Origin of the sequence: [Clostridium] clostridioforme AGR2157 (assembly GCF_000424325.1) — a bacterium.
Taxonomy (GTDB): domain Bacteria; phylum Bacillota; class Clostridia; order Lachnospirales; family Lachnospiraceae; genus Enterocloster; species Enterocloster clostridioformis_A.
The window spans coordinates 113,074-133,468 of sequence record NZ_KE384163.1 but is presented as its reverse complement, the minus strand read 5'-3'; the positions used below and the strand labels follow the sequence as shown (position 1 = coordinate 133,468).

Genomic DNA, 20,395 nt, shown 5'->3' with positions numbered 1-20,395 from the left:
CTGTCACGTTCCTTTCTTTTTGTGGATGTTGCGTATGGTCTTCTTAGGCTTCTGGCCGCGGCTTCCCTGGCCTGCCGCCTTATAGCCGGTTCCCCTTGCCTTTTCTGGCGGCGCGGCTGCCCCGCCGCCCCTGTATCCGTCCCTTGGACGAATCAGGCATTTTCTGTCATATCCGATTAAATCCGTGCGCCCTGCAATCTTAAGGGCTTCCGTCACCAAATCATAATTCTTGGGATTCCTGTACTGAATCAGGGCCCTCTGCATGGCCTTCTCATGGGGATTGACCGGCACATAGACCTGTTCCATGGTCCGGCAGTCATATCCCGTGTAGTACATACAGGTGGAAACAGTGGAGGGGGTGGGGTAAAAATCCTGTACCTGTTCCGGCATATATCCCAAATCCCTGAGATACTCAGCCAGCTCCACTGCCTCCTTCATGGAAGAACCCGGATGGGAGGACATGAGATAGGGCACCAGATACTGCTCCTTGCCCAGCCTCTGGTTCATCTCCTTATACTCCTTCACAAACTGGCGGTAAACGCTGTTCTTGGGCTTCCCCATGCGGGTCAGCACCTTGTCCGCCACATGCTCCGGCGCCACCTTAAGCTGACCGCTGACATGGAACTCACACAGTTCCCTTAAGAATTTCCGGTTGGAATCCGCCAGCACATAATCAAACCGGATGCCGGAACGGATGAACACCTTCTTTACCTTTGGAAGAGCCCTCAGCTTTCTCAGCAGGGCAATATAATCGCTGTGATCCGCCCGCAGATTCTTACACGGTTCAGGAAAAAGACACTGGCGGCCCGGACACGCGCCGCTTGTCAGCTGCTTTTCACAGGCAGGAAAACGGAAATCCGCGGTGGGTCCGCCCACATCATGGATATAACCCTTGAAATCCGGCTCCTCTGTCAGAAGCTTTGCCTCCTCCACCAGGGATTGGTGGCTTCTGGCCTGGATGATGCGGCCCTGATGGAAGGTCAGGGCGCAGAAGCTGCATGCGCCGAAACATCCGCGGTTGCTGATCAGGCTGAACTTGATTTCCCGGATGGCGGGCACACCTCCAAGCTCCTCATAAGACGGATGGTAGTTCCTCATGTAAGGAAGATCATATACCGCATCCATCTCCTCCTGGCTCAGGGGCTTGGACGGAGGATTCTGTACCACAAAAAGCTGATTCCCATAGGGCTCCACCAGACGCTTCCCGGAAAATGGGTCCGTATTGCTGTATTGGACATAGAAGCTCTTGGCATATTCCTTTTTGTCCTTTAAAAGCTCCTCATAATCAGGAAGCTTTTTATAATCATAAACAGATTCCAGGCTTTTTGTCTTATATACCGTACCGTCAATAAAGGTAATGTCCCTCACGTCCAGTCCGCTGTCCAGAGCATCGGCAATCTCCACAATGGACCGTTCTCCCATGCCATAGGATATCAGGTCAGCCTGGGAATCAAGCAGCACGGAGCGCTTCAGCTTATCAGACCAGTAGTCATAATGGGCAAGGCGGCGCAGGCTGGCCTCGATTCCGCCTATGATGACAGGCACATCCTTATACGCGGACCGTATCAGGTTGCAGTACACCACCACGGCATAGTCGGGCCTTTTGCCCATGACGCCGCCCGGTGTGTAGGAGTCTTCCTTCCGGCGCTTCCTGGACACGGAATAGTGGTTCACCATGGAATCCATGTTTCCCGCCGATACCAGGAAGCCCAGCCTGGGCCTTCCCAGCACTTCAATGCTCTTTTTATCCTTCCAGTCCGGCTGGGCAATGATTCCCACCTTATATCCGTGGGCCTCCAGCAGCCGGGATATGATGGCCGTGCCAAAGGAAGGATGGTCCACATAGGCGTCCCCGGACACATACACAAAGTCGCACTGCTTCCATCCCCTGATGCTCATATCATTCCGGTTCATGGGTAAATAATCGTTTTTCATCCTGCCGCTCCATCCAATAATTCGTAATAATCCCTGATATAGTAATCTGCCAGCTGTTCCTTCTCCGCCTTCATCTCCAGTGAAAATGCATCCTCCACTGCGAAGACAGTCATGCCCGCATTCTTGCCGGCCTGGATGCCGGCAGGCACATCCTCGAACACCACACAGTCCTCCGGCGCCACCTTAAGGCGCTCAGCCACATTCAGGTATATATCCGGGGCAGGCTTACCGGCAGCCACCTCACAGGCCGTTGCCACCACCTTGAAGTACCTGCGGATGTCCAGGGAATCTAACACCGCATCCACCATGGCCCTTCCATTGCTGGTGGCAATGCCGGCCACCAATCCCTCCCTCGAGATAAATTCCAGGAAAGCCCTTGCTCCCGGCTTTAGGGGGACTTCCTTTCTGTACTTCTCTATGGACATCTGAATCCAGGCATCCTTTATCTCGTCCAGGGTCTCCTTTAACTGGAACCGTTCCTTAAAATACACTGCAGTCTCAGAGAAACTCATGCCCTCGATTTCCTTCTGCAGGTCGTCCGGGCAGGTAAGGCCAAACCTGGCCAGGTATTCTATGTCAATGGCCTTCCACATCCACATGGAATCCACCAGGGTGCCGTCCAAATCAAATATAACTGCTTTTTTCCTGTTTAACTTCATCTTTCCCTATTTTCCTCTGTCTATAAACATGTTGACAAGTTTTCTGTGACTCTTATATAGTTATACACGTTTTCTGCGGTTCCCGCAATCCTTTATGGAAGACTCCTCCTCAGGAGTCAGGGGACGGTATTCACCTGGTTCCAGTTCCGGGTCCAGGCTAAGGGGGCCCATGGATATCCGTTTCAGATACTCCACCCTGCACCCCAGCGCTTCAAACATCCGCTTAATCTGGTGGAACTTTCCTTCCCTTATGGTGACCAGTACTTCCTGCAATTCTTTCTCCTGGCCTGCCGCTCCCTGTATCTTAAGCTTTGCCGGAAGCGTCATGGTGCCGTCCTCCAGTTCGATTCCTTCCTCAAACCGCCTTACGGCGTCCTCCGTGAGCCCGCCTGACACATAGGCCAGATATACCTTATCCACATGCTTTTTAGGCGACAGCAAATTGTGGGCCAGCTCCCCGTCATTGGTGATGAGAAGAAGCCCCTCCGTGTCAATGTCCAGCCTGCCCACCGGAAACAGGTCTTTTCTCAAAGCCTCCCTGATAAGCCCCACCACCGCAGGGTATTTCCTGTCCTCGGTGGCGGACACCACGCCCTGGGGCTTGTTGAGCATATAGTACTCCATTCTGGCGTAAGCCACCTGGCTCCTGTCCACTTCTATCAGATCCGATTCCGGGTTCACCTTTCGGTCCGCGTCCTTTACCGCCTCTCCGTTCATCCGGACGCGTCCCTTCTTCACCATATCCTTTACCTGGGTACGGGTTCCGTATCCCATCTCAGCCAGAAACCTGTCAAGACGCATCGGTCCATTTTTCCTGCCCTTATCAGCCATCGGTCTGTTCCCTCCCATTGCGTTGTTTTACTTATAATGTCTCCATCCTGACTGCTACTGCCATCTCCAACCGGGATAGTACTTATTCTTCAGGCTCATTCCCGTACCTTTGGCCCAGCCAAGAGGAAATCCCTCCATGGCTGCCAGGCACCATCCCTTTACCGGTCCTTCATCCCCTTCCAGGGAAATGGTCTCTCCCTTCAGGTAGCGGAGAACCCGGCTGTCACCGGCAGGTAAGCTGACTGTATTTGGAAATTGCCCGGCCTTCATGGACATGGCCAGGGCCTGGGATGGCTCAAACCGTCCCTTTTTAAGCTCACCCAAAAGCAGTCCCGTGCGCAGAAATCTTAGGGGCAGGTTCCATGCAAGTCCCTCCGGCAGATAGTAGGCGTTGTCCTGGTGTATGACAATCCTCCCATAATCCCATTCCACGCCGCTCTGCCTTAAAAATGCATCCAGCTCCTTTTCCTTCTCCACGGCCCGGACCCGCTTCCCGGCCGCGCCGTCATCCGCAGGCGGACAAACCACCTTGTCCACCGGAGGGCAAATCCCATTATCCCCGCCCTTTTTTCGCATCAGGGCCAGAAAATGCCCTTCCCCTCTTAAGCGGTGCGGAAAGAGCCTCATGCAGCCGGAAAGCCCGAATCCGCCGCAGGCTCCCGGCACTTTATCAAGGTCCAGACAGCACAATTCCATCTGGGGAAATTTCTCCAGGACATAGGAGACATTCCCCTCATCCTCTTCCACGGAAAACGTGCAGGTAGAATACAGCATATATCCGCCCGGTTTGAGCATGGCTGCTGCCTGGGACAGAATCCGGCGCTGGATGGGCACATAGTATTCCGGTCCCTTTTCATTCCAATCCTTCACCATATCCTCATCGCGGCGGAACATACCTTCCCCGGAACAGGGGGCGTCCACCAGTATCTTATCAAAAAATTCCGGCCACTCACCGGCCAGCTTTTCAGGGGCTTCACTGGTGACGCAGATATTGGCCGCTCCGGCCAGCTCCAGGTTTTTGAGAAGGGCTCTGGCCCTGGAATAGCTGATGTCATTGGACACAAGCATTCCCCGGCCTTTAAGCTTTGACGCAAGCTCCGTGCTCTTGCCTCCCGGAGCAGCGCAAAGGTCCAGCACCCTGTCTCCGGGAACCACGGGCAGCATGGCTGCCGGAGTCATGGCGCTGGGTTCCTGAAGGTAATAAAGCCCCGCGTAATAGGCCGGATGCTTGGAGGGCCTTAATGCCTCCTCATCCAGCGTCCCATCGTAATAAAAACCATTGTCCGCCCATGGCACCGGCTCCAGGTTCCACGGCACCAGCTTCGCCAGTTCCCGCGGTTCTAACTTCCACGTGTTCACCCTGAGACCGGGCTTCCACTCCTCTTTGAAGCTTTCCAGGTACTGCCCGTATTCCTTCCCCAGAAGCTCCTGCATTTTCAGCAGAAAGGCCTCCGGAAGCTGTCTCACATCCGTCATATCATCCGCCCTCATTTCTTTATAACAGTACAGGACCAAACTGTCACAATCGTTTTTATCATATCACATCCGCCGTGATTCCGCCACCATGCGTTTCTTTCCGGGAAATCCTGGAAATTTTATAAAAGTAATAGGGCACAATGGGGATCAGGGCCGCCAGCCAGGCCGCCGGGTCTGCCAGGCAAACTCCCATATACCCGAAGCTTCCTGCCACAGCCGCCACAATGGCTGCCCTGGCAAGCAGCTCAAACACGCCTCCCATCATGGGCATGAGTCCGTATCCCAGACCCTGCAGGGCATTTCTGTACAGGAAAATGCTTCCCAGGAAGGGATAACACCATGCCACTGCTTTAAAATACGTCCTTGCCGCACTCATTACCTCTGTCTCCGATGCATCAATAAATATGTGAATCAGCATGTCACCGAATAAATGGATGACCAGAATCATAACAGCGCTCCAGATCAGAATCATGACCTGTATGGACTTGACACCCTGATGAACGCGGTCCATGCGGCCCGCACCCCGGTTCTGCCCCACATAGGTCGCTGCCGTAGACCCGAACGCCACAAAAACAGTGGACACAATGTTTTGTATCTTGCCCGCGGCTGAGAAGCCTGCAATGTACACGGACCCAAAGACATTGACAGCCCCCTGTACGATGATGGTGCCTATGGCTGTTATGGAAAACTGAAGCCCCATGGGAATCCCGATGGACAGCAGCCGTCTCATGATGCCAAAGGAGATCTGGAAATCCTCCCGTCTCAGCTTCAGTATATCGAATTTCCTGACAATGTAGAGGAGGCACAGAAGGGCTGAAATGGCCTGGGCAATCACGGTAGCGTAGGCACATCCCTCCACTCCCATTCCAAACCAGATGATGAACGCCACATCCAGAAACACATTGATGACCGCGGAAATAATCAGAAAATACAGAGGGGAGCGGCTGTCCCCCAAAGCCCTCATGACAGCAGCCAGTCCGTTGTAGGCAGCCGTCGCAAAAAGCCCCGCGTAAATGACGGCCATATAACCGGCCGTGTCGTGTATGATTCCATCCGGCGCATTCATCAGGCGCAGTATGGGATAATTAAGTATCTCCAGCGCAATTGTCATGACCAGAACAAAAGCAAGGCACAGATAGATGGACATGGCCACATTGCGGCGCATCCTTTCATATTTTCCGGCTCCGAAATGCTGGGCCACCATGATGGAAAAACCGCTGGTAAGACCATTGAGCCATCCGATCACCAGAAAGATAAGGGATGTGGTGCTTCCGATGGCTGCCAGGGCGTCCACTCCGATGAAACGCCCTGCCACCACGGAATCAGCCAGGTTATAAAACTGCTGGAATATGTTTCCCAGGCAGGTGGGAATCATGAACTGCAAAATCAGTTTTGCCGGCTTTCCGGTTGTCATATTATTTGTCATATATTTTTATTCTACCTTTCCAAAAATAGCAGGCATCATTATAATACAAAATCATGGAATATTCCAGTTGTTTTTTATCCGCTTAATGGTATACTGGAAAAATCAGACTTGGACGGACTTTGTAAGGCATTTTAACATGATTGGCAGGGAGACACTCTATATGAATGGAAAGAAACTTCGCTACGGGTTGATATTTATTGTTTTGACCACACTTATATATATACTCATGGAGCTTCGTTACGGCATTCCCATCCGGCCGCTGCGCCTAAAGCATTATGCCGCCGCCGCTGTTCTCGCCGCATGCTCCTGCCTGATTCACATCAGGCGGGCCGGGGCTTCCCCCGGTTATGTGAGGGAGCTGCTTTGCGGATACAGAAATAAGCCCGGACGCATTGTATATATGGACTATCTGAGGGTACTGGCTGCCTTTCTGGTCATCCTCGTTCATGTATTGGAACCGGCTTACGCTGTGCTTATGCCCCATACCTTTACCAGAAATGTGATGGCGGCCGTGGCCGGTCTGGGCTTAAGCTGCAACCTGCTGTTCATGATGCTCAGCGGGGCGCTTCTGCTGGGAGGAAAGGAGGAATCCGTCCTGCAATTTTATTCCAGGCGCTTTGTCAGGGTGCTGATACCCTGTTTTGCCTATTACCTGTTTTACTTCTTTTATGTGGAAGGCATCTCCGCCCTCAGTCCCGGAAACTGGGGAAGCCTGATTCAAAGCTTCCTGTCCAATGACAGCGGCCAAACACCTCATTTCTGGCTGGTGTATATAATCCTGATGTTTTACGTTGCAGCCCCCTTTTTCCGGATCATGTTAAAACACATGACAGAATCCATGCTGGAGGCGCTGACCGCAGTCATTTTTATCCTGCATTTCATCTACACCTATGGCCCTCTGGTTCATGTACAGTTTGCAGCCTCCGCCTTCCTGGCATCATGGGATTCCATTTTCCTGCTGGGATATTACTGCACCACCCAGTCTGCCATGAAACATTACCGGCTGTTCCTGACAGCAGGCCTGTTGTCAGGGCTGGTAATGGCGGCTTCCATCATGACCTCGGAGAGCCTGGGCCCACTGGTTTACAACAACGCGCCTCCCCAGATGCTCTTTACCTGCGCCGTATTTCTCTTCTTCCGAAAGCATGGGGACCATCTGTTTTCAAGGATTCCCACCGTGCTTTCCGCCATAGGCAGGTACAGCTTCTCCATTCTCCTGGTTCACTGGCTGGTGCTGCACCGGATCGTGGGCGACGTGTTTGGCATCAATGGTTTGTCCTTTGGGATTGCAGGCGGCATACTGGTATCCTTTCTGCTTACCCTTGCCATCAGCCTGGCCCTCGCCTTCCTGTACGACAATACGATAGTCCTGTGTATGGACAGGGCCTGTGAGATTCTTTTTGGTGCTTTGGGGCGTGTGAGGAAGCGGCCTCCTAATATGTAAACACCAGCCGCCTCTTTTCCAGCCATTTAAGGATCCAGTAAGGATTCACGCTCATCTCCTCATTGTGGTCCGTCTTAATATAGATTCCCACATGGAGATGTACGTCAAAATTCCCTCTGGTCCCCTCTGTCTTTCCGTATCCCGTATCCCCCATATATCCGATGAGTTCCCCTGCCTTAACCCTGTCCCCCTCCTTAAAATCCCCGGCATAGTCATAGAGATGCGCATAGTACAGATAGGCTCCCCCAGGAGCCCGCACGCCTATGCGCCATCCCCCCATCTCCAGCCATCCGATTTTTTCGATGACTCCGTCCGTCATGCTGACAACAGGATAATATCCGGACGGCATTTTTGATCCCATGATATCGCAGCCTTCATGGCGGCGTTTTGGGCTGTTTTGCTGACTGCCTCCTGCCTGACTGTCCCCCCGGCCGCCGCCATCCCCGCCGCTTACATACCCCCGCCCATCCATCCAGCCGTCCTCAAACACCACCTCCGGTGTGTCCTTATTCTGACTTTTTGGTATTGGAAAATACTTTAAATCCCCCAGAACGGTCTCATATGCGTGTTTCAGCTTTCTGTAGTCCACAGGCCTGGCAGCAGCCAGCATCCTTTTATTATATCTGGTGTCCTTAAGACCTGTAAGGTCATAATCGTGTTCCACCATCAGGGTAGTGACCATATCCGTGTCCAGGCTGTCAAGCCTTGCCACGGCATTCCCCAGACGCATGGCCCTGAAATCATTACTCTCCCAGGAATACGGCCCCAACTGGTAATAATCCGGATTCGTAATCAGATAATTGGTAATGGAACACTGGAATACCGCCAGCAGTAAAATAAGAATCAAAGGCATAGCCCACCACCCTTTACAATATATTTGTATAAACCATTGTATTCAGGTGCGTATGAAAAAATCCATAGGAGGCATTCTGTCTGTCCTCTGTCTGCTCATGCTGCTGTTCAACCCCGGACTTGCACTGGAAGGTGCCCGGCAGGGACTTGTGCTTTGGGGAAATGCAGTTCTTCCCACCCTCCTTCCCTTCATGATATGCTCCGGCGTCATCGTGGCCATGGATGCCATCCACATCCTCACAGGCCCTTTTAAGCCCATCCTCTCAGGTATCCTGTCCCTGTCAGACCAGGGCAGCTTCTGCCTCATGAGCGGGCTTTTATGCGGTTATCCCATGGGTGCCAAGACCACCAGCGACTTTTTGGACCAGGGAAGGCTCTCTGCCCAGGAGGGAAAATACCTGCTGGCCATCAGCAATCATCCCAGTCCCATGTTTGTGCTGGGATATGTAATGGCCCAGATTGCCCTGATTCCCTCCATGGCATCGCCCTGTCCGCTTTGGGCTGTCCTGGCAGCCCTGTATCTGCCCATACTTCCCATCTCCATACTAGCAAGATACTGCTATCATTATAAAAGGAATACCCATGGTGAAACATGCCCGGTAACAGCACAGGCAGAACCGGAGACCGAAGCCTGCTTTTCCTTTGACGCCCACATGATGAGCTGCTTTGAGACCATGGTGAAAATAGGAGGCTATATCATGCTGTTCTCCATCCTGGCCCTGTATCTGACCGTATTCCCGTTTCAGATTCCCCCCCTGCTCCGCCCGGCCCTGCTGGGAAGTGTGGAAATCACCACCGGCATCCAGATCATCGCATCCTCTGTCCCCGGAAAAATAGGAGCCCTCCTTATCATCGGTTCCGCTGCCTTCGGCGGATTCTCAGGCATATTTCAGACAAAAAGCGTATTAAAAAATGCCGGATTGTCCATCCGGCATTATATGCTGTGGAAAATACTCCACAGCGCGCTTTCCTGTCTTATATTTTATGTATCCCTGTGCCGGTAGCCTATGCCTGCTGCTGGCCGTCATCCATATCCTGAGGAGCCTGGCCTTCGCCCTCCTCCGGCCTCACAATGCCTCCTGAAAGTTCATTTCGGTTGGAGGAAACAATGTCATAGCTGGACTGCATGGAAGTCATGAAGGCATCGAAACGTCCTCTTGCACCCTCCATGGTATGGTTGATGATGGTCTGAAGGCTGCGCAGCATGTCGTCAGTATACTGGATGGAACTCTGGCGGATTCCATTGGCATCGTTCACGGCAGAGTCCACGATGGCCTGGGCCTGTATACTGGCCTGCTCCACCACTTCATTGGCATGGGCATATGCGCGCTGCATGATTTCATGCTCATTAATCATCTCCGAAGTCTGTTCGCTGGCCTGTGCTACCATGGAATCCGCCTGCTTCTTGGCATCATCCAGCATGGCATCCGCCTGGGCCTGGGCTTCATTTAAAATGGTCTCCTGCTGGCTGATGATTTTCTGATACTTCTTGATTTCATCCGGTATCCTGAGTCGCAGCTCTACCAGCAGTTCCTCCAGCTCTTCCTTATTAACAATAATCTTGCTGTTGGATAATGCCTGGAATTTACAACTGTCTATATATTCCTCGATTTCACTGATTAACTGCTCTATCCTACTCATCATGTCAACCGTCTCCTCTCCTCCAGCTTCTCTCTTACCCTGGCTGCAATGACCGGATGGAGGAATTCATTGATATCCCCCTCGTACTCCGCAATCTCTTTCACGATGCTGGAACTCAAATATGAATATTTTAAATTAGTAGTCAAAAATATAGTATCAATCTCCGGCGCAATGACCCTGTTGGTCTGCGCCATCTGAAGCTCGTATTCAAAATCCGTAATGGCCCGCAGGCCCCTGACCACGATATCCGCATGATTCCTGCGCACAAAGTCAATGAGCAGGCCTTCAAAAGACTGAATCTCCACGTTATGCAGAGACGCAGTCACTTCCTTTAACATATTAACACGTTCCTGGGCAGAAAACAACGGGCATTTTGCCTTATTGTTAAGGACCCCGATGATTAATTTATCCACCATCTTTGCTGTGCGCTCTATGATGTCATAATGGCCTAATGTAACTGGGTCAAAGCTTCCCGGATATACTGCTGTCCTCATCTACTCTCCTCTGCCAACGAACACGTGCTTGTTGGTCTTATACTCTTTGCTTTTTATCATATGCCAGCCGGATTCTTCCAGCCATCCAAACTCAGTTTCCTTAGATGCCTCAATTACAATCAGGGTATCCTCCGCAACCATGGGGGAATGGCTCAGATAATCCAGAACCAGCCGTTCATACTCGTGATTATAGGGCGGATCCATGAAAACAATATCAAACCTGTAATTCTTGCCCTCCAGGCGCTTCAGTCCGGTTATCACGTCACAGCCCATCACCATGGCCCTGCCCTCCAGCTTTGTCCTCACCAGGTTCTCGCGGATGCACTCCAATGCCTTTGGATTGTTCTCAATCATCACAGCCAGACCGGCTCCCCGGCTCAGCGCTTCAATCCCGATGGCTCCGCTGCCGGAAAAAAGGTCCAGAAACATACAGTCCGGCAAATCCGGCTGAAGCATGTTAAACAGCGTTTCCTTAATTCTATCAGTGGTGGGCCTGGTATCCAGCCCATCCAGTGTCTTTAAAAGCAGCCTTCTGGCGCTGCCTGCGATTACTCTCATTCATTACTCCCGCTTCCATACGCTGCGTATTTACAGCAATTTTCATACCAAACAAGTATAATATGAAAATTCCAGATATACAAGGGTTTTTTTAGGATTTTTGCAACATTTCCCTCATTATTTGGAAGTGGGAAGCCCCTGGGCAATCCGTCCGGTAAATTCCGCAATGTTCATAGTCTGCATGTATACCTTGCCCGGACCTGTCAGTTTTGTGAGGAACAGCCCTTCACCGCCGAACAGGATATTCTTCACGCCTTTCATTGTCTCGATTTCATAGGATATGCTGGGTTCAAAGGCGAATACATTTCCTGTATCCACCTTAATCACTTCTCCGGGAGCCAGAACCCTCTCCACCACATCTCCATCCACCTCCAGGAATGCCATGCCGCTTCCCTGTATCTGCTGAAGGATGAAGCCTTCTCCGCCAAAGAATCCGGCCGTAAACTTCTTAGTCAGTACGGTGTTTATTTCAACCGTTGTCTGGGCGCATAGAAATGCTCCCTTCTGGCAAATCAGGCTGGTCTTTGCCGTATCTATTGCCAATATCTTCCCCGGTACAGTGGATGCAAATGCAATGACACTGTCCGGTCTGGACGCCGTATAGGTAGCCATGAACAGGGATTCGCCGGAAAACATCCTTCCCAGTCCCTTCATAAGCCCTCCTTTCACATTGGAGTCCAATGTGAAACCGTCGCTCATCCAGGCCATGCCTCCGGACTGCGTATACATAGCTTCTCCAGCCTGCAGCTTGACTTCAACGGCCGGCAGTATATCTCCCAACATCCTGTAATCCATGTAGTGTTTCCTCCTTAAGATAATTTCATTTGTGTAACAGTATACCATATGTACAAGCAAAATCCTTTAAATTACTCTTAATATTTACGATTGAAAATTCACGGTTTTGCGTTGGTTTCCCGGAACAGAAAACATAAACTTCTGCTCATGCCATAGAACTAATTCTTTTTAATTTCCCATCCTTGTTTTGGATTTCTAAAATCCTAACCTGTCATAGATTTCTTCATCCAATACCGCCTCCTTAAAAATAAATATCAACTTCTACTATACTATTTAAAACAGTTTCATATGTCCATAAGAACAAAAAAACGGTTTCCTGTTTTAACCAGAATACGAAGAACCTTCTAGTTTATAATTTTTGAATCATCACATAATAGGATTGTAACACAAAACAAGCCATGAACCACTAAACAATTTCATGGCAAATATAATACAAGGAGGCGTTTTATTATGTCTAACAATTCTAACAGAACAAATGTACCTGAAGCAAAGGAAGCAATGGACAGATTTAAGATGGAGGTTGCTAACGAGATTGGTGTACCGTTAACCAACGGATACAATGGTAACCTGACTTCTGCACAGAATGGTTCCGTAGGTGGCTATATGGTTAAGAAGATGATTGAAGCCCAGGAGCGTCAGATGGCAGGTAAATAAATCCTCCCTTTCTGAAGGATTTCTGAAGTAAGATTGTATCATTGCTGGAAACAGCAGAAAATCCCCAGACTATGTGTTAAACACAGTCTGGGGATTTTGTCATACATATATAAGTCGCACAGATGCAGACTAATCCACATATACCACTTTACCTGTACGGGCCTTATCCGCCTTAGTGTCGGCCGTGTATCCAAGAGCCGCCATACCGTATACCACATGGTCAGAAGGCACTCCAAAGGATGTCAGTATCTGACGGATGGCCGGCTCATCGCAGATTCCCTGGAGCTGGTTAATCCACACAGAACCGATTCCAAGGGAATGGGCGGCAAGGAAAATGTTTTCCATGGCACACGCATCGTCTTCCCTGCCAAAACGGCTCTCCTTTTCATTGGACGGAATAACCAGGACCTGGGGCTGGTACATATCATATCCCTGACGGTCCAGCGTCTTTTCAATGGCCGCTGCCAGCATCTGGATTTTCTCCCTGTTTCTCACAACCGTAAACTGCCATGTCTGGAGTCCCATTCCGCTGGGCGCATGAAGGGCTGCCTGTACAATCAGCTCCATCTCATCCTCAGGAATGGGCTTGTCTGAAAACTTTCTGGTACTTCTCCTGGTCAAAATCGTATTCAATGTCTCATTCATGGTAAAACACTCCTTTCTACTGCTCCTAAAAAATCCACTACAGGTTCAGCTTCTCATAATTGGTTCCCAGGTAATCCTCCACCATCCGCTTTAGCTCCCTGTGCTCATCCTTTTCCAGCTGAGGGTCATCATCCAGAAGCCGGTTCACTTCCTCTGAAACCTTTTTTAAAATATTGGCATCCGTGAATATATCTGCCAGTTTAAATTCCATATCCCCTCTCTGGCGCAGTCCGAAGATATCCCCAGGTCCCCGCAGCTTCAAATCCTCTGAGGCAATGTAAAACCCGTCATTGGAACGGTTCAGTATATCCAGGCGCTCTCCTGCCCCTTCGTCCCGGGAACAGTTGACCATGATGCAGTAGGACTGGTCCTTTCCTCTGCCTACCCGCCCGCGGAGCTGATGAAGCTGGGCCAGGCCGAACCTCTCTGCATTTTCAATCATCATCACCGTTGCATTTGGCACATTGACTCCTACCTCGATGACAGTGGTGGATACCAGGACATGTATTTCCCCTGCCGCAAAGCGCTCCATAATTGCATTCTTCTCCTTGCCCTTCATCTTGCCGTGGAGATATTCCACTATAACGGACGGCGGCAGCGCTTTCTTCAGGGACTTGGTGTAATCCAGCACATTCTCTGCCTCAATCATCTCGCTCTCCTCCACCATGGGACAGATGACATAAGCCTGATGGCCCTCGGCCACCTGGCGCTCGATAAATGCATATGCCTTTGGACGATAGCCCGGATCCACCACACAGTTCTTTATGGTCTGTCGTCCCGCAGGCAGTTCATCTATGACAGATATATCCAAATCCCCGTACAGGATGATGGCCAGTGTACGCGGAATGGGCGTGGCGCTCATAACCAGCACATGCGGTTCCTGTCCCTTGCTGCTGAGAAGTTCCCTCTGTCCCACACCAAAGCGGTGCTGCTCATCGGTGATAACCAGGGCAAGGTTGTCGTACACCACCTTTTCCTGAATCAGGGCATGGGTGCCGATTATGATGTCCGCTTCATGGCCGGCAATCCTTGCATATGCCAGACGTTTTTCCTTGGCCGTCATGGAGCCGGTGACCAGCACAGGAACCTTTTCGATTCCCTGCTTTTCAAAAAGGCTGGTCATGGATTCAAAGTGCTGTCTGGCCAGCACCTCCGTGGGTACCATAAGCGCGCCCTGATATCCATTATATGCAGCCTCCAGCAGGGCCAGAATGGCAATGATGGTCTTGCCGGATCCCACATCTCCCTGAATCAGGCGGTTCATCACCAGACCGCTTCCCATATCGTCATATACTTCCCTCAGAGCCCTCTCCTGTGCCCCTGTAAGGGCGTAGGGCAGACTGGATTTAAAGGCAGCCACCTCTTCTGCCTCCTTTATCATAAAGGCAGAACGCCTGTCCTCCCTGTGCTCCTTCAGACGCCTGACTCCAGCCAGGAACATAAAGAACTCGTCAAATACCAGACGTTTCCTGGCCAAGAGAAGTTCTGTCTGGTCAGCCGGGAAATGGATGTGCTCCATGGCGTAATTGATTTCCGCCAGCTCATACCTGCGCCTTAAATCCGGCGGCATGTACTCCCGCTCCATCTTCCGCACTTCCAGGGCCATCTGCTGCGCCCGCACAATGGTCTTATTGCTCAGTCCCCTGGTCTGTCCGTATACAGGCTGCATGGAGCCTGCCAGGGCCTCGTAGCTTTCCGGGGTAAATACCTCCGGCTGTTCCATGACCATCCGGCCCCTTTTCTTAACCACCCTGCCCCGGAATACATACTTCACGCCGGTCTTTAAATTTGCCCTCATGTAGGGCATGTTATACCAGGATACCTGGAGGGAGCCAGTCAGGTCCTTAAGCTGCACCGAGACAATCTGCATATGGCCCAGGCGCAGCAGGTCGGCTCCCCTCACCAGCGCCGACTCCACAGCCATGATGGTCTGCTCCTTTAACTGCCCTATGGACACCGGAGCCTCGTATGCATCGTATGCCCTGGGATAATAGGACAGAAGGTCATCTATGGTGACGACCCCAAGTTTTTCAAATAGTTTGCCTGTCTTCTCGCCAATTCCTTTTAACGAGTTTACCGGCTGTCTGTTCAACATGTATCAGAATCCTCCAAAGGAAGTCATGCCTGTAATGCATTGAGGCCCAGCTTTATGCATCCCATGATTCCCTGGTCATCGTGAAGGCTTGCCGGGACAATATAGTTGTCCATGTCTTCCAGTTCCTTTGTCATAATATAGCCGTTTAACATCTCCTTCACCTTTTGGCGAATCATGGGGAACAGCTGCTCCTGATGCATAACTCCGCCGCCCAGAATGATTTTCTGGGGTGAAAGCAGCATAATATAGTCCACAAGGGCCTGGGCAATGTAATAGCTCTCCATCTCCCATACCTTGGGCCTGTCCACCAGTTCCACAGCCTTTTTACCCCATCTGGCCTCGATAGAGGGACCGCTTGCAAAGCCCTCCAGACAGTTTTTGTGATAAGGACAGATACCGCCCTTTGGGTCGTCCTCATGGCGTGCCAGAAGGATGTGGCCTCCTTCCGGGTGAAGCATTCCGTGCAGGAGCTTTCCATTGATGCATACGCCCACGCCCACACCGGTTCCTATGGTGATATAGATAACGCTGTCCAGTCCCTTGGCGCATCCGTATGTCACCTCTCCCAGACAGGAGCCGTTTACATCCGTATCCAGTCCCATGGGAACCTTAAGCTCATCCTTAAGCCTGCCCAGAAAATCCTTGTGCCTCCATGCCAGCTTAGGCGTGTCCAGGATATATCCGTAAGTCTCTGACTCCGGCTTCACATCCACAGGGCCAAAAGCCGCTACGCCCAGGGCCTCAATCTCCTTATCCTTAAAATACTCAATGAGCTTAGGTATGGTCTCCTCCGGTGTGGTGGTGGGTATGGATACCTGCTCCAATATGGTACCGTCTTCCTTTCCAATGGCGCACACCATCTTTGTGCCGCCTGCTTCCAATGCTCCAATTAACATATATGCTCCCCTTTCTGAAATATATTATTTCAATATATACTTTTGAAACAATGTATCTGACATGAAAATTATAACAGTCTTTGACTTCTTAGGCAACTAAATTTGTAAATGCCTTACAGCTCCCTGCATACCGCTCTCCACATTCCATTCCCATCATTCCATTCCTATCATTCCATTCCTATCATTCCCTTCACTCCTCCCATATCTCCATGGCCGCCATCACAGCCCCATAATCACCAATCTGCTCCCCCAGGCCGGAAGGCAGGATACAGCAGGCATTTACACTGGCTGGGAGCGCCTCTCTCCGAAGCTCCTTTTCCATCTCTTCCTTAAGGAACCTGCCGGCCCTTGCATAGATTCCTCCTGCTACAATCCTCTCGGGATTCAAAATGTCTACCAGCAGGGCAAGCCCCCTGCCAAAATACCGGCCGGACACTGCCAGGACGTTTCTGGCATCCGCATACCCCATATCCGCGGCTTCCGCCACATCCCTGGCTGTGATGCCTTCCAGTCCTCCCTCATTCAAGTAAGAAACCGGACGACCTGCCTTGAGGGCATCCTCTGCCATGGCCCCGGCCAGCCGCGCGATTCCTCCCCCGCTGCAAAATCCCTCAAAGCTTCCTGCCTTTGCGTAACCCACAGGTCCTTCCTCTGCCAGCCGCACATGCCCGGCTTCACCTGCCATGCCGCAGGCCCCTTCGTATAGCCTTCCGTTTAAAATCAATCCTGCCCCCAGCCCTGTTCCAAAGGTAAGGAATATCATGTGGCGGCAGCCCTTGCCAGCCCCATACCTCCATTCTGCCAGGGCACAGGCATCCGCATCGTTCTTAAGTCTTGCATCCATGCCCAGGCACTGTACCAGATAGGACACGACCGGTACCTGGTCCCACCCTGGCAGATTAGGCGGCGACAGAATTACGCCTCTGCCGCTGTCCAACGGCCCTCCGCAGGAAATTCCGATGCAGCATTCTTCCCTGGATATCCGGTGTATTTCCAGAAAGGCTTTCCCCATATCCGCCAGGCAGCCCAGCACTTCCTTCCATGTCCCGTGAGTGGGAATGGCTTTTCTCTCCAGAAATACCACATGTTCTTTATCCGGCCTGGCCAGAAGGATAGCTAATTTCGTTCCGCCTATGTCAAGGCCCAATACATATTTCATATTTACCTCCTGTCTGTATGCAAAACTCATCATGCAAAAGGGCGCATCGCCGCAACCGTAATCCAGTCACGTCAATGCACCCCTTGGATAATCATAATCTTCCATTAAGTATATGTGGGTATCCCTGCTTACTTCCTGCGCCCCAAAATCCTCATAATATAGACAAAGAGGTTGATAAAATCCAGATAAAGCTGCAGTGCAGAGAAGATGGATGCCTTGGCTGCCATCTCAGGCACCTGGCCGTAGTATGCGTGGAATGCCTGTATCTTCTTCACATCATAAGCTGTCAGTATCAGGAACAGGAAGATTCCCACAGTGGATACAATGGTATCAAATGCGCTTAAATCAATAAACATTGCAAAAATCCAGTAGAAAAACAAAAATACAAGTCCTCCAATCATGAAGGGACGGAGTTTGGTAAAATTAATATTGCCAAACCATCCAATCAGGGCCATGATTCCAAAGAAAAGGGCCGTGATACCGAATACCATCCACAGTATCTCCAGGCTGAAGGCAAATAAATATGCGCTGAATACAATGCCGTTAAGGGCAGCATACAGGAAGAATAAGCTCCTGGCCATACCTACGGACATCTTCTCAATTCTGGCGGAGAGATACATCACCACTCCCAGCTCAGCTGCCAGAAGCGCCAGAGGCCAGTACCGGAAGGAATATACATAGAAAATCGTTCCTGTCATCGCAAAGCCGACTGCGACAATAAAAGTAATCAAAAGTCCTGCAAACATCCAGCCAAAAGTCTTTGCCGTGTAGCGTCCCAGGGAGTCTCCCTCTACCTGAACTTCATAAGATCTGTTCATCATGTTTTCATTCATAGTCATCCGCTCCTTTTATTTTAGAATATTATAACCAATGATGGCTGCCGCCATGGCAATGGAACCCAGTATCACAGCCGCCCTGCCTTTAGCTTTTGCTGGAGCTGCGGGCCTTCTGTCCGAAGGTGATTCCCAGTCCTCCCAGCACAATGCCGCCCAGAGGCGAAAGCAGCAGGCCCACCACACACAAAATCAGCCGGCTGGCTCAGTACCTCATCTCTTGTCCATCTAGCCATTCTCTTTTCTGGTTCCTCCTTTGCCGTCATCCATCTACTCAGCAGAAATCAGATAGTAGTATATGGGCTGGCCTCCGTACTGAAGCTCGATTTCCTTATCAGGATACTGCTTCTGGGTCTGATCCCTGAGAGCCTCTGCCTCATGCTCAGGCACATCTGCCCCGTAGTATATGGTCACGAGCTCACATTCCTCATCCAGCATCTCTTTCATGGCATCCAGGGCAACCGCATCCACGGATTTTCCAACTGCCAGCATACCATGGTCTCCCAGGGCCATGATATCCCCCTCTTCAATGTCTATGCCGTCAATATTGGTGGTGCGGACCGCATAGGTAATCTGGGCAGTCCTTACATTCCCCATTTCCTCGGTCATGGTCTGGGTATTTTCCTCCGGTCCCAAATCCGGCATGAAATTGACCAATGCCGTGAGTCCCTGGGGAACGGTTCTGGAAGGTATGACGATTATGTTCTTATCTTCCGTTAAATCTCTGGCCTGCTGTGCGGCCATAATAATGTTCTTGTTGTTGGGCAGGATGAAAATGTTCTCTGCATTTACCCGGTCAATGGCCTTCAGAATATCCTCTGTGCTGGGATTCATGGTCTGCCCGCCCTCAATCAGAAAGTCGGCGCCAATTCCCCTGAAAATATCGCTTAGGCCTTCCCCGCTGGATACGGCTATGAAGCCATATTCCCTGCGTTCTGCCGGCGCCTCTTCTCCGGATGCCTGGTCCTTGTCAGCCTGCTCCCTGGCGGCCTGTTCCTTAGCCAGACGCTCCGAATCCTGAATGACCCTCTCCTGGTGCTCCTCCCTCATGTTGTCTATCTTCATGCGGGATAAAGAACCGTAGGCCAGCGCCTTCTCAAAGGCCAGGCCGGGATGGTTGGTGTGCACATGCACCTTCACGATCTCATCGTCCGATACCACTACCAGGGAATCACCAATGGATTCCAGATATGACTTTAACTCCGCCTCATCCTTATCCGTGTAATCCTTTTCCAGATTTATGATGAATTCGGTGCAGTAACCGAATTTGATATCTGCCGTATCTATGTCCGTCCTTGCAGCGCCCTTGGCGGCTCCTGCGCCGGCTGCAGGCGTTTTCCCGCTGTCCTGGACCGAGTCCAGTGAAAAGTCCACTGTCTTGCCCAGAAGGCCGTCCACGGCCCCCTTGACCATCTGCATCAGCCCCTGACCGCCGGAATCCACCACACCCGCCTGTTTTAACACGGGAAGCATCTCCGGTGTCTGGCCCAGCACGTAATCGCCATATTCTATGACTACCTTTACGAATTCCTCTATGTCATCTGTCTGTGAAGCCATCTCCAGGCCCTTATCCGCCATGGCCTTAGCCACGGTCAGGATGGTTCCTTCCTTTGGTTTCATGACAGCCTTGTATGCTGTTTCAGTTCCCCTAACCATGGCGTTTGCCAGGATGGTGGTATCTATCTCTTCCACTGCTTTTATTTCTTTTGTAAAGCCTCTGAGAAGCTGTGATAATATAACTCCTGAATTTCCTCTTGCCCCGCGCAGGGAACCGGATGAAATGGCTTTTGCCAGCTGGTCCATGGCAGGATTCTCAAGCTCCGCCACTTCCTTTGCCGCCGCCATGATGGTAAGCGTCATATTGGTTCCCGTATCCCCGTCCGGCACGGGAAATACATTCAGTTCATTAATCCAGTTCTTCTTTGCCTCTAACCCCTTTGCTCCTGCCAGGAAGGCATTCTTAAGCATACCGGCGTCAATCGTACTTATACTCACAAGTTAC

Annotated in this window: 19 protein-coding genes; 3 read left to right on the top strand and 16 right to left on the bottom strand. The window is 51.2% G+C overall.

Going from position 1 to position 20,395, the window contains the following annotated elements; all coding sequences use genetic code 11:
• Positions 1-3: 3 nt before the first annotated feature.
• The 5 genes from G614_RS0124750 to G614_RS29010 are packed head-to-tail and all read right to left on the bottom strand — an operon-like array spanning position 4 to position 6,327.
• Positions 4-1,935: a YgiQ family radical SAM protein gene (locus G614_RS0124750; RefSeq protein WP_027644007.1), complete on the bottom strand. Its 1,932-nt coding sequence runs from the start codon at positions 1,933-1,935 to the stop codon at positions 4-6.
• Positions 1,932-2,594 (bottom strand): HAD family hydrolase, encoded by a 663-nt coding sequence (locus G614_RS0124745; RefSeq protein WP_027644006.1) that lies wholly within the window; start codon positions 2,592-2,594, stop codon positions 1,932-1,934. The genes G614_RS0124750 and G614_RS0124745 overlap by 4 nt, the downstream gene beginning before the upstream one ends.
• 60 nt (positions 2,595-2,654) lie before the next feature.
• Positions 2,655-3,425: a pseudouridine synthase gene (locus G614_RS0124740; protein WP_027644005.1), complete on the bottom strand. Its 771-nt coding sequence runs from the start codon at positions 3,423-3,425 to the stop codon at positions 2,655-2,657.
• 54 nt (positions 3,426-3,479) lie between these two features.
• Positions 3,480-4,901 (bottom strand): RsmB/NOP family class I SAM-dependent RNA methyltransferase, encoded by a 1,422-nt coding sequence (locus G614_RS0124735; protein ID WP_027644004.1) that lies wholly within the window; start codon positions 4,899-4,901, stop codon positions 3,480-3,482.
• Positions 4,902-4,959: 58 nt separating this feature from the next.
• Positions 4,960-6,327: an MATE family efflux transporter gene (locus G614_RS29010; protein ID WP_044918915.1), complete on the bottom strand. Its 1,368-nt coding sequence runs from the start codon at positions 6,325-6,327 to the stop codon at positions 4,960-4,962.
• A 160-nt stretch (positions 6,328-6,487) separates the two neighbouring features.
• Between G614_RS29010 and G614_RS0124725 the strand changes: the two genes are divergently transcribed.
• Positions 6,488-7,771 carry an acyltransferase gene (locus tag G614_RS0124725; protein WP_027644003.1) on the top strand — a complete coding sequence of 428 codons (1,284 nt, stop codon included), beginning with the start codon at positions 6,488-6,490 and terminating at the stop codon, positions 7,769-7,771.
• Here the strand turns inward: G614_RS0124725 and G614_RS0124720 are convergent.
• Positions 7,761-8,624, bottom strand: a complete 864-nt coding sequence (locus G614_RS0124720) for a M23 family metallopeptidase (protein WP_027644002.1) — start codon at positions 8,622-8,624, stop codon at positions 7,761-7,763. The two genes, G614_RS0124725 and G614_RS0124720, sit on opposite strands and share 11 nt — an antisense overlap.
• A 52-nt stretch (positions 8,625-8,676) precedes the next feature.
• Here G614_RS0124720 and G614_RS0124715 point away from each other — a divergent pair, with 52 nt between their 5' ends.
• Positions 8,677-9,627 (top strand): nucleoside recognition protein, encoded by a 951-nt coding sequence (locus G614_RS0124715; RefSeq protein ID WP_027644001.1) that lies wholly within the window; start codon positions 8,677-8,679, stop codon positions 9,625-9,627.
• 1 nt (position 9,628) lies between these two features.
• On the opposite strand, the gene G614_RS0124710 is transcribed toward G614_RS0124715, so the two are convergent.
• From G614_RS0124710 to G614_RS0124695, 4 genes are all read right to left on the bottom strand, one after another.
• Positions 9,629-10,267: a vacuolar family H+-ATPase subunit H gene (locus G614_RS0124710; protein WP_027644000.1), complete on the bottom strand. Its 639-nt coding sequence runs from the start codon at positions 10,265-10,267 to the stop codon at positions 9,629-9,631.
• Positions 10,264-10,758 (bottom strand): pantetheine-phosphate adenylyltransferase, encoded by a 495-nt coding sequence (gene coaD / locus G614_RS0124705; protein WP_027643999.1) that lies wholly within the window; start codon positions 10,756-10,758, stop codon positions 10,264-10,266. The genes G614_RS0124710 and coaD overlap by 4 nt, the downstream gene beginning before the upstream one ends.
• Positions 10,759-11,316 (bottom strand): 16S rRNA (guanine(966)-N(2))-methyltransferase RsmD, encoded by a 558-nt coding sequence (gene rsmD, locus G614_RS0124700; protein WP_027643998.1) that lies wholly within the window; start codon positions 11,314-11,316, stop codon positions 10,759-10,761.
• A gap of 117 nt (positions 11,317-11,433) precedes the next feature.
• A complete protein-coding gene (locus G614_RS0124695; protein WP_027643997.1) occupies positions 11,434-12,111 on the bottom strand; it encodes a TIGR00266 family protein in 678 nt (225 codons plus the stop codon).
• Positions 12,112-12,561: 450 nt separating this feature from the next.
• On the opposite strand from G614_RS0124695, the gene G614_RS0124690 reads away from it, so the two are divergent.
• On the top strand, positions 12,562-12,765 hold the full coding sequence (locus G614_RS0124690) for an alpha/beta-type small acid-soluble spore protein (protein ID WP_002567533.1): 204 nt from the start codon (positions 12,562-12,564) through the stop codon (positions 12,763-12,765).
• A gap of 129 nt (positions 12,766-12,894) precedes the next feature.
• On the opposite strand, the gene G614_RS0124685 is transcribed toward G614_RS0124690, so the two are convergent.
• The 6 genes from G614_RS0124685 to G614_RS0124655 form a co-directional block, all read right to left on the bottom strand.
• Entirely contained in the window at positions 12,895-13,410 is a 516-nt protein-coding gene (locus tag G614_RS0124685; protein ID WP_027643996.1) for a nitroreductase family protein, read from the bottom strand.
• 37 nt (positions 13,411-13,447) lie between these two features.
• Positions 13,448-15,505 carry an ATP-dependent DNA helicase RecG gene (recG, locus tag G614_RS0124680; protein WP_027643995.1) on the bottom strand — a complete coding sequence of 686 codons (2,058 nt, stop codon included), beginning with the start codon at positions 15,503-15,505 and terminating at the stop codon, positions 13,448-13,450.
• Between the two features lie 23 nt (positions 15,506-15,528).
• Positions 15,529-16,401 (bottom strand): ROK family protein, encoded by an 873-nt coding sequence (locus G614_RS0124675; protein ID WP_027643994.1) that lies wholly within the window; start codon positions 16,399-16,401, stop codon positions 15,529-15,531.
• Positions 16,402-16,591: 190 nt separating this feature from the next.
• Complete coding sequence (locus G614_RS0124670) at positions 16,592-17,560, bottom strand: ROK family protein (RefSeq protein ID WP_027643993.1); 969 nt, start codon at positions 17,558-17,560, stop codon at positions 16,592-16,594.
• 128 nt (positions 17,561-17,688) lie between these two features.
• Positions 17,689-18,393, bottom strand: coding sequence for a Bax inhibitor-1 family protein (locus G614_RS0124665; RefSeq protein ID WP_027643992.1), 705 nt, complete (start codon positions 18,391-18,393; stop codon positions 17,689-17,691).
• Positions 18,394-18,663: 270 nt separating this feature from the next.
• Positions 18,664-20,388, bottom strand: coding sequence for a DAK2 domain-containing protein (locus tag G614_RS0124655; protein ID WP_027643991.1), 1,725 nt, complete (start codon positions 20,386-20,388; stop codon positions 18,664-18,666).
• Between the last annotated feature and the right edge of the window lie 7 nt (positions 20,389-20,395).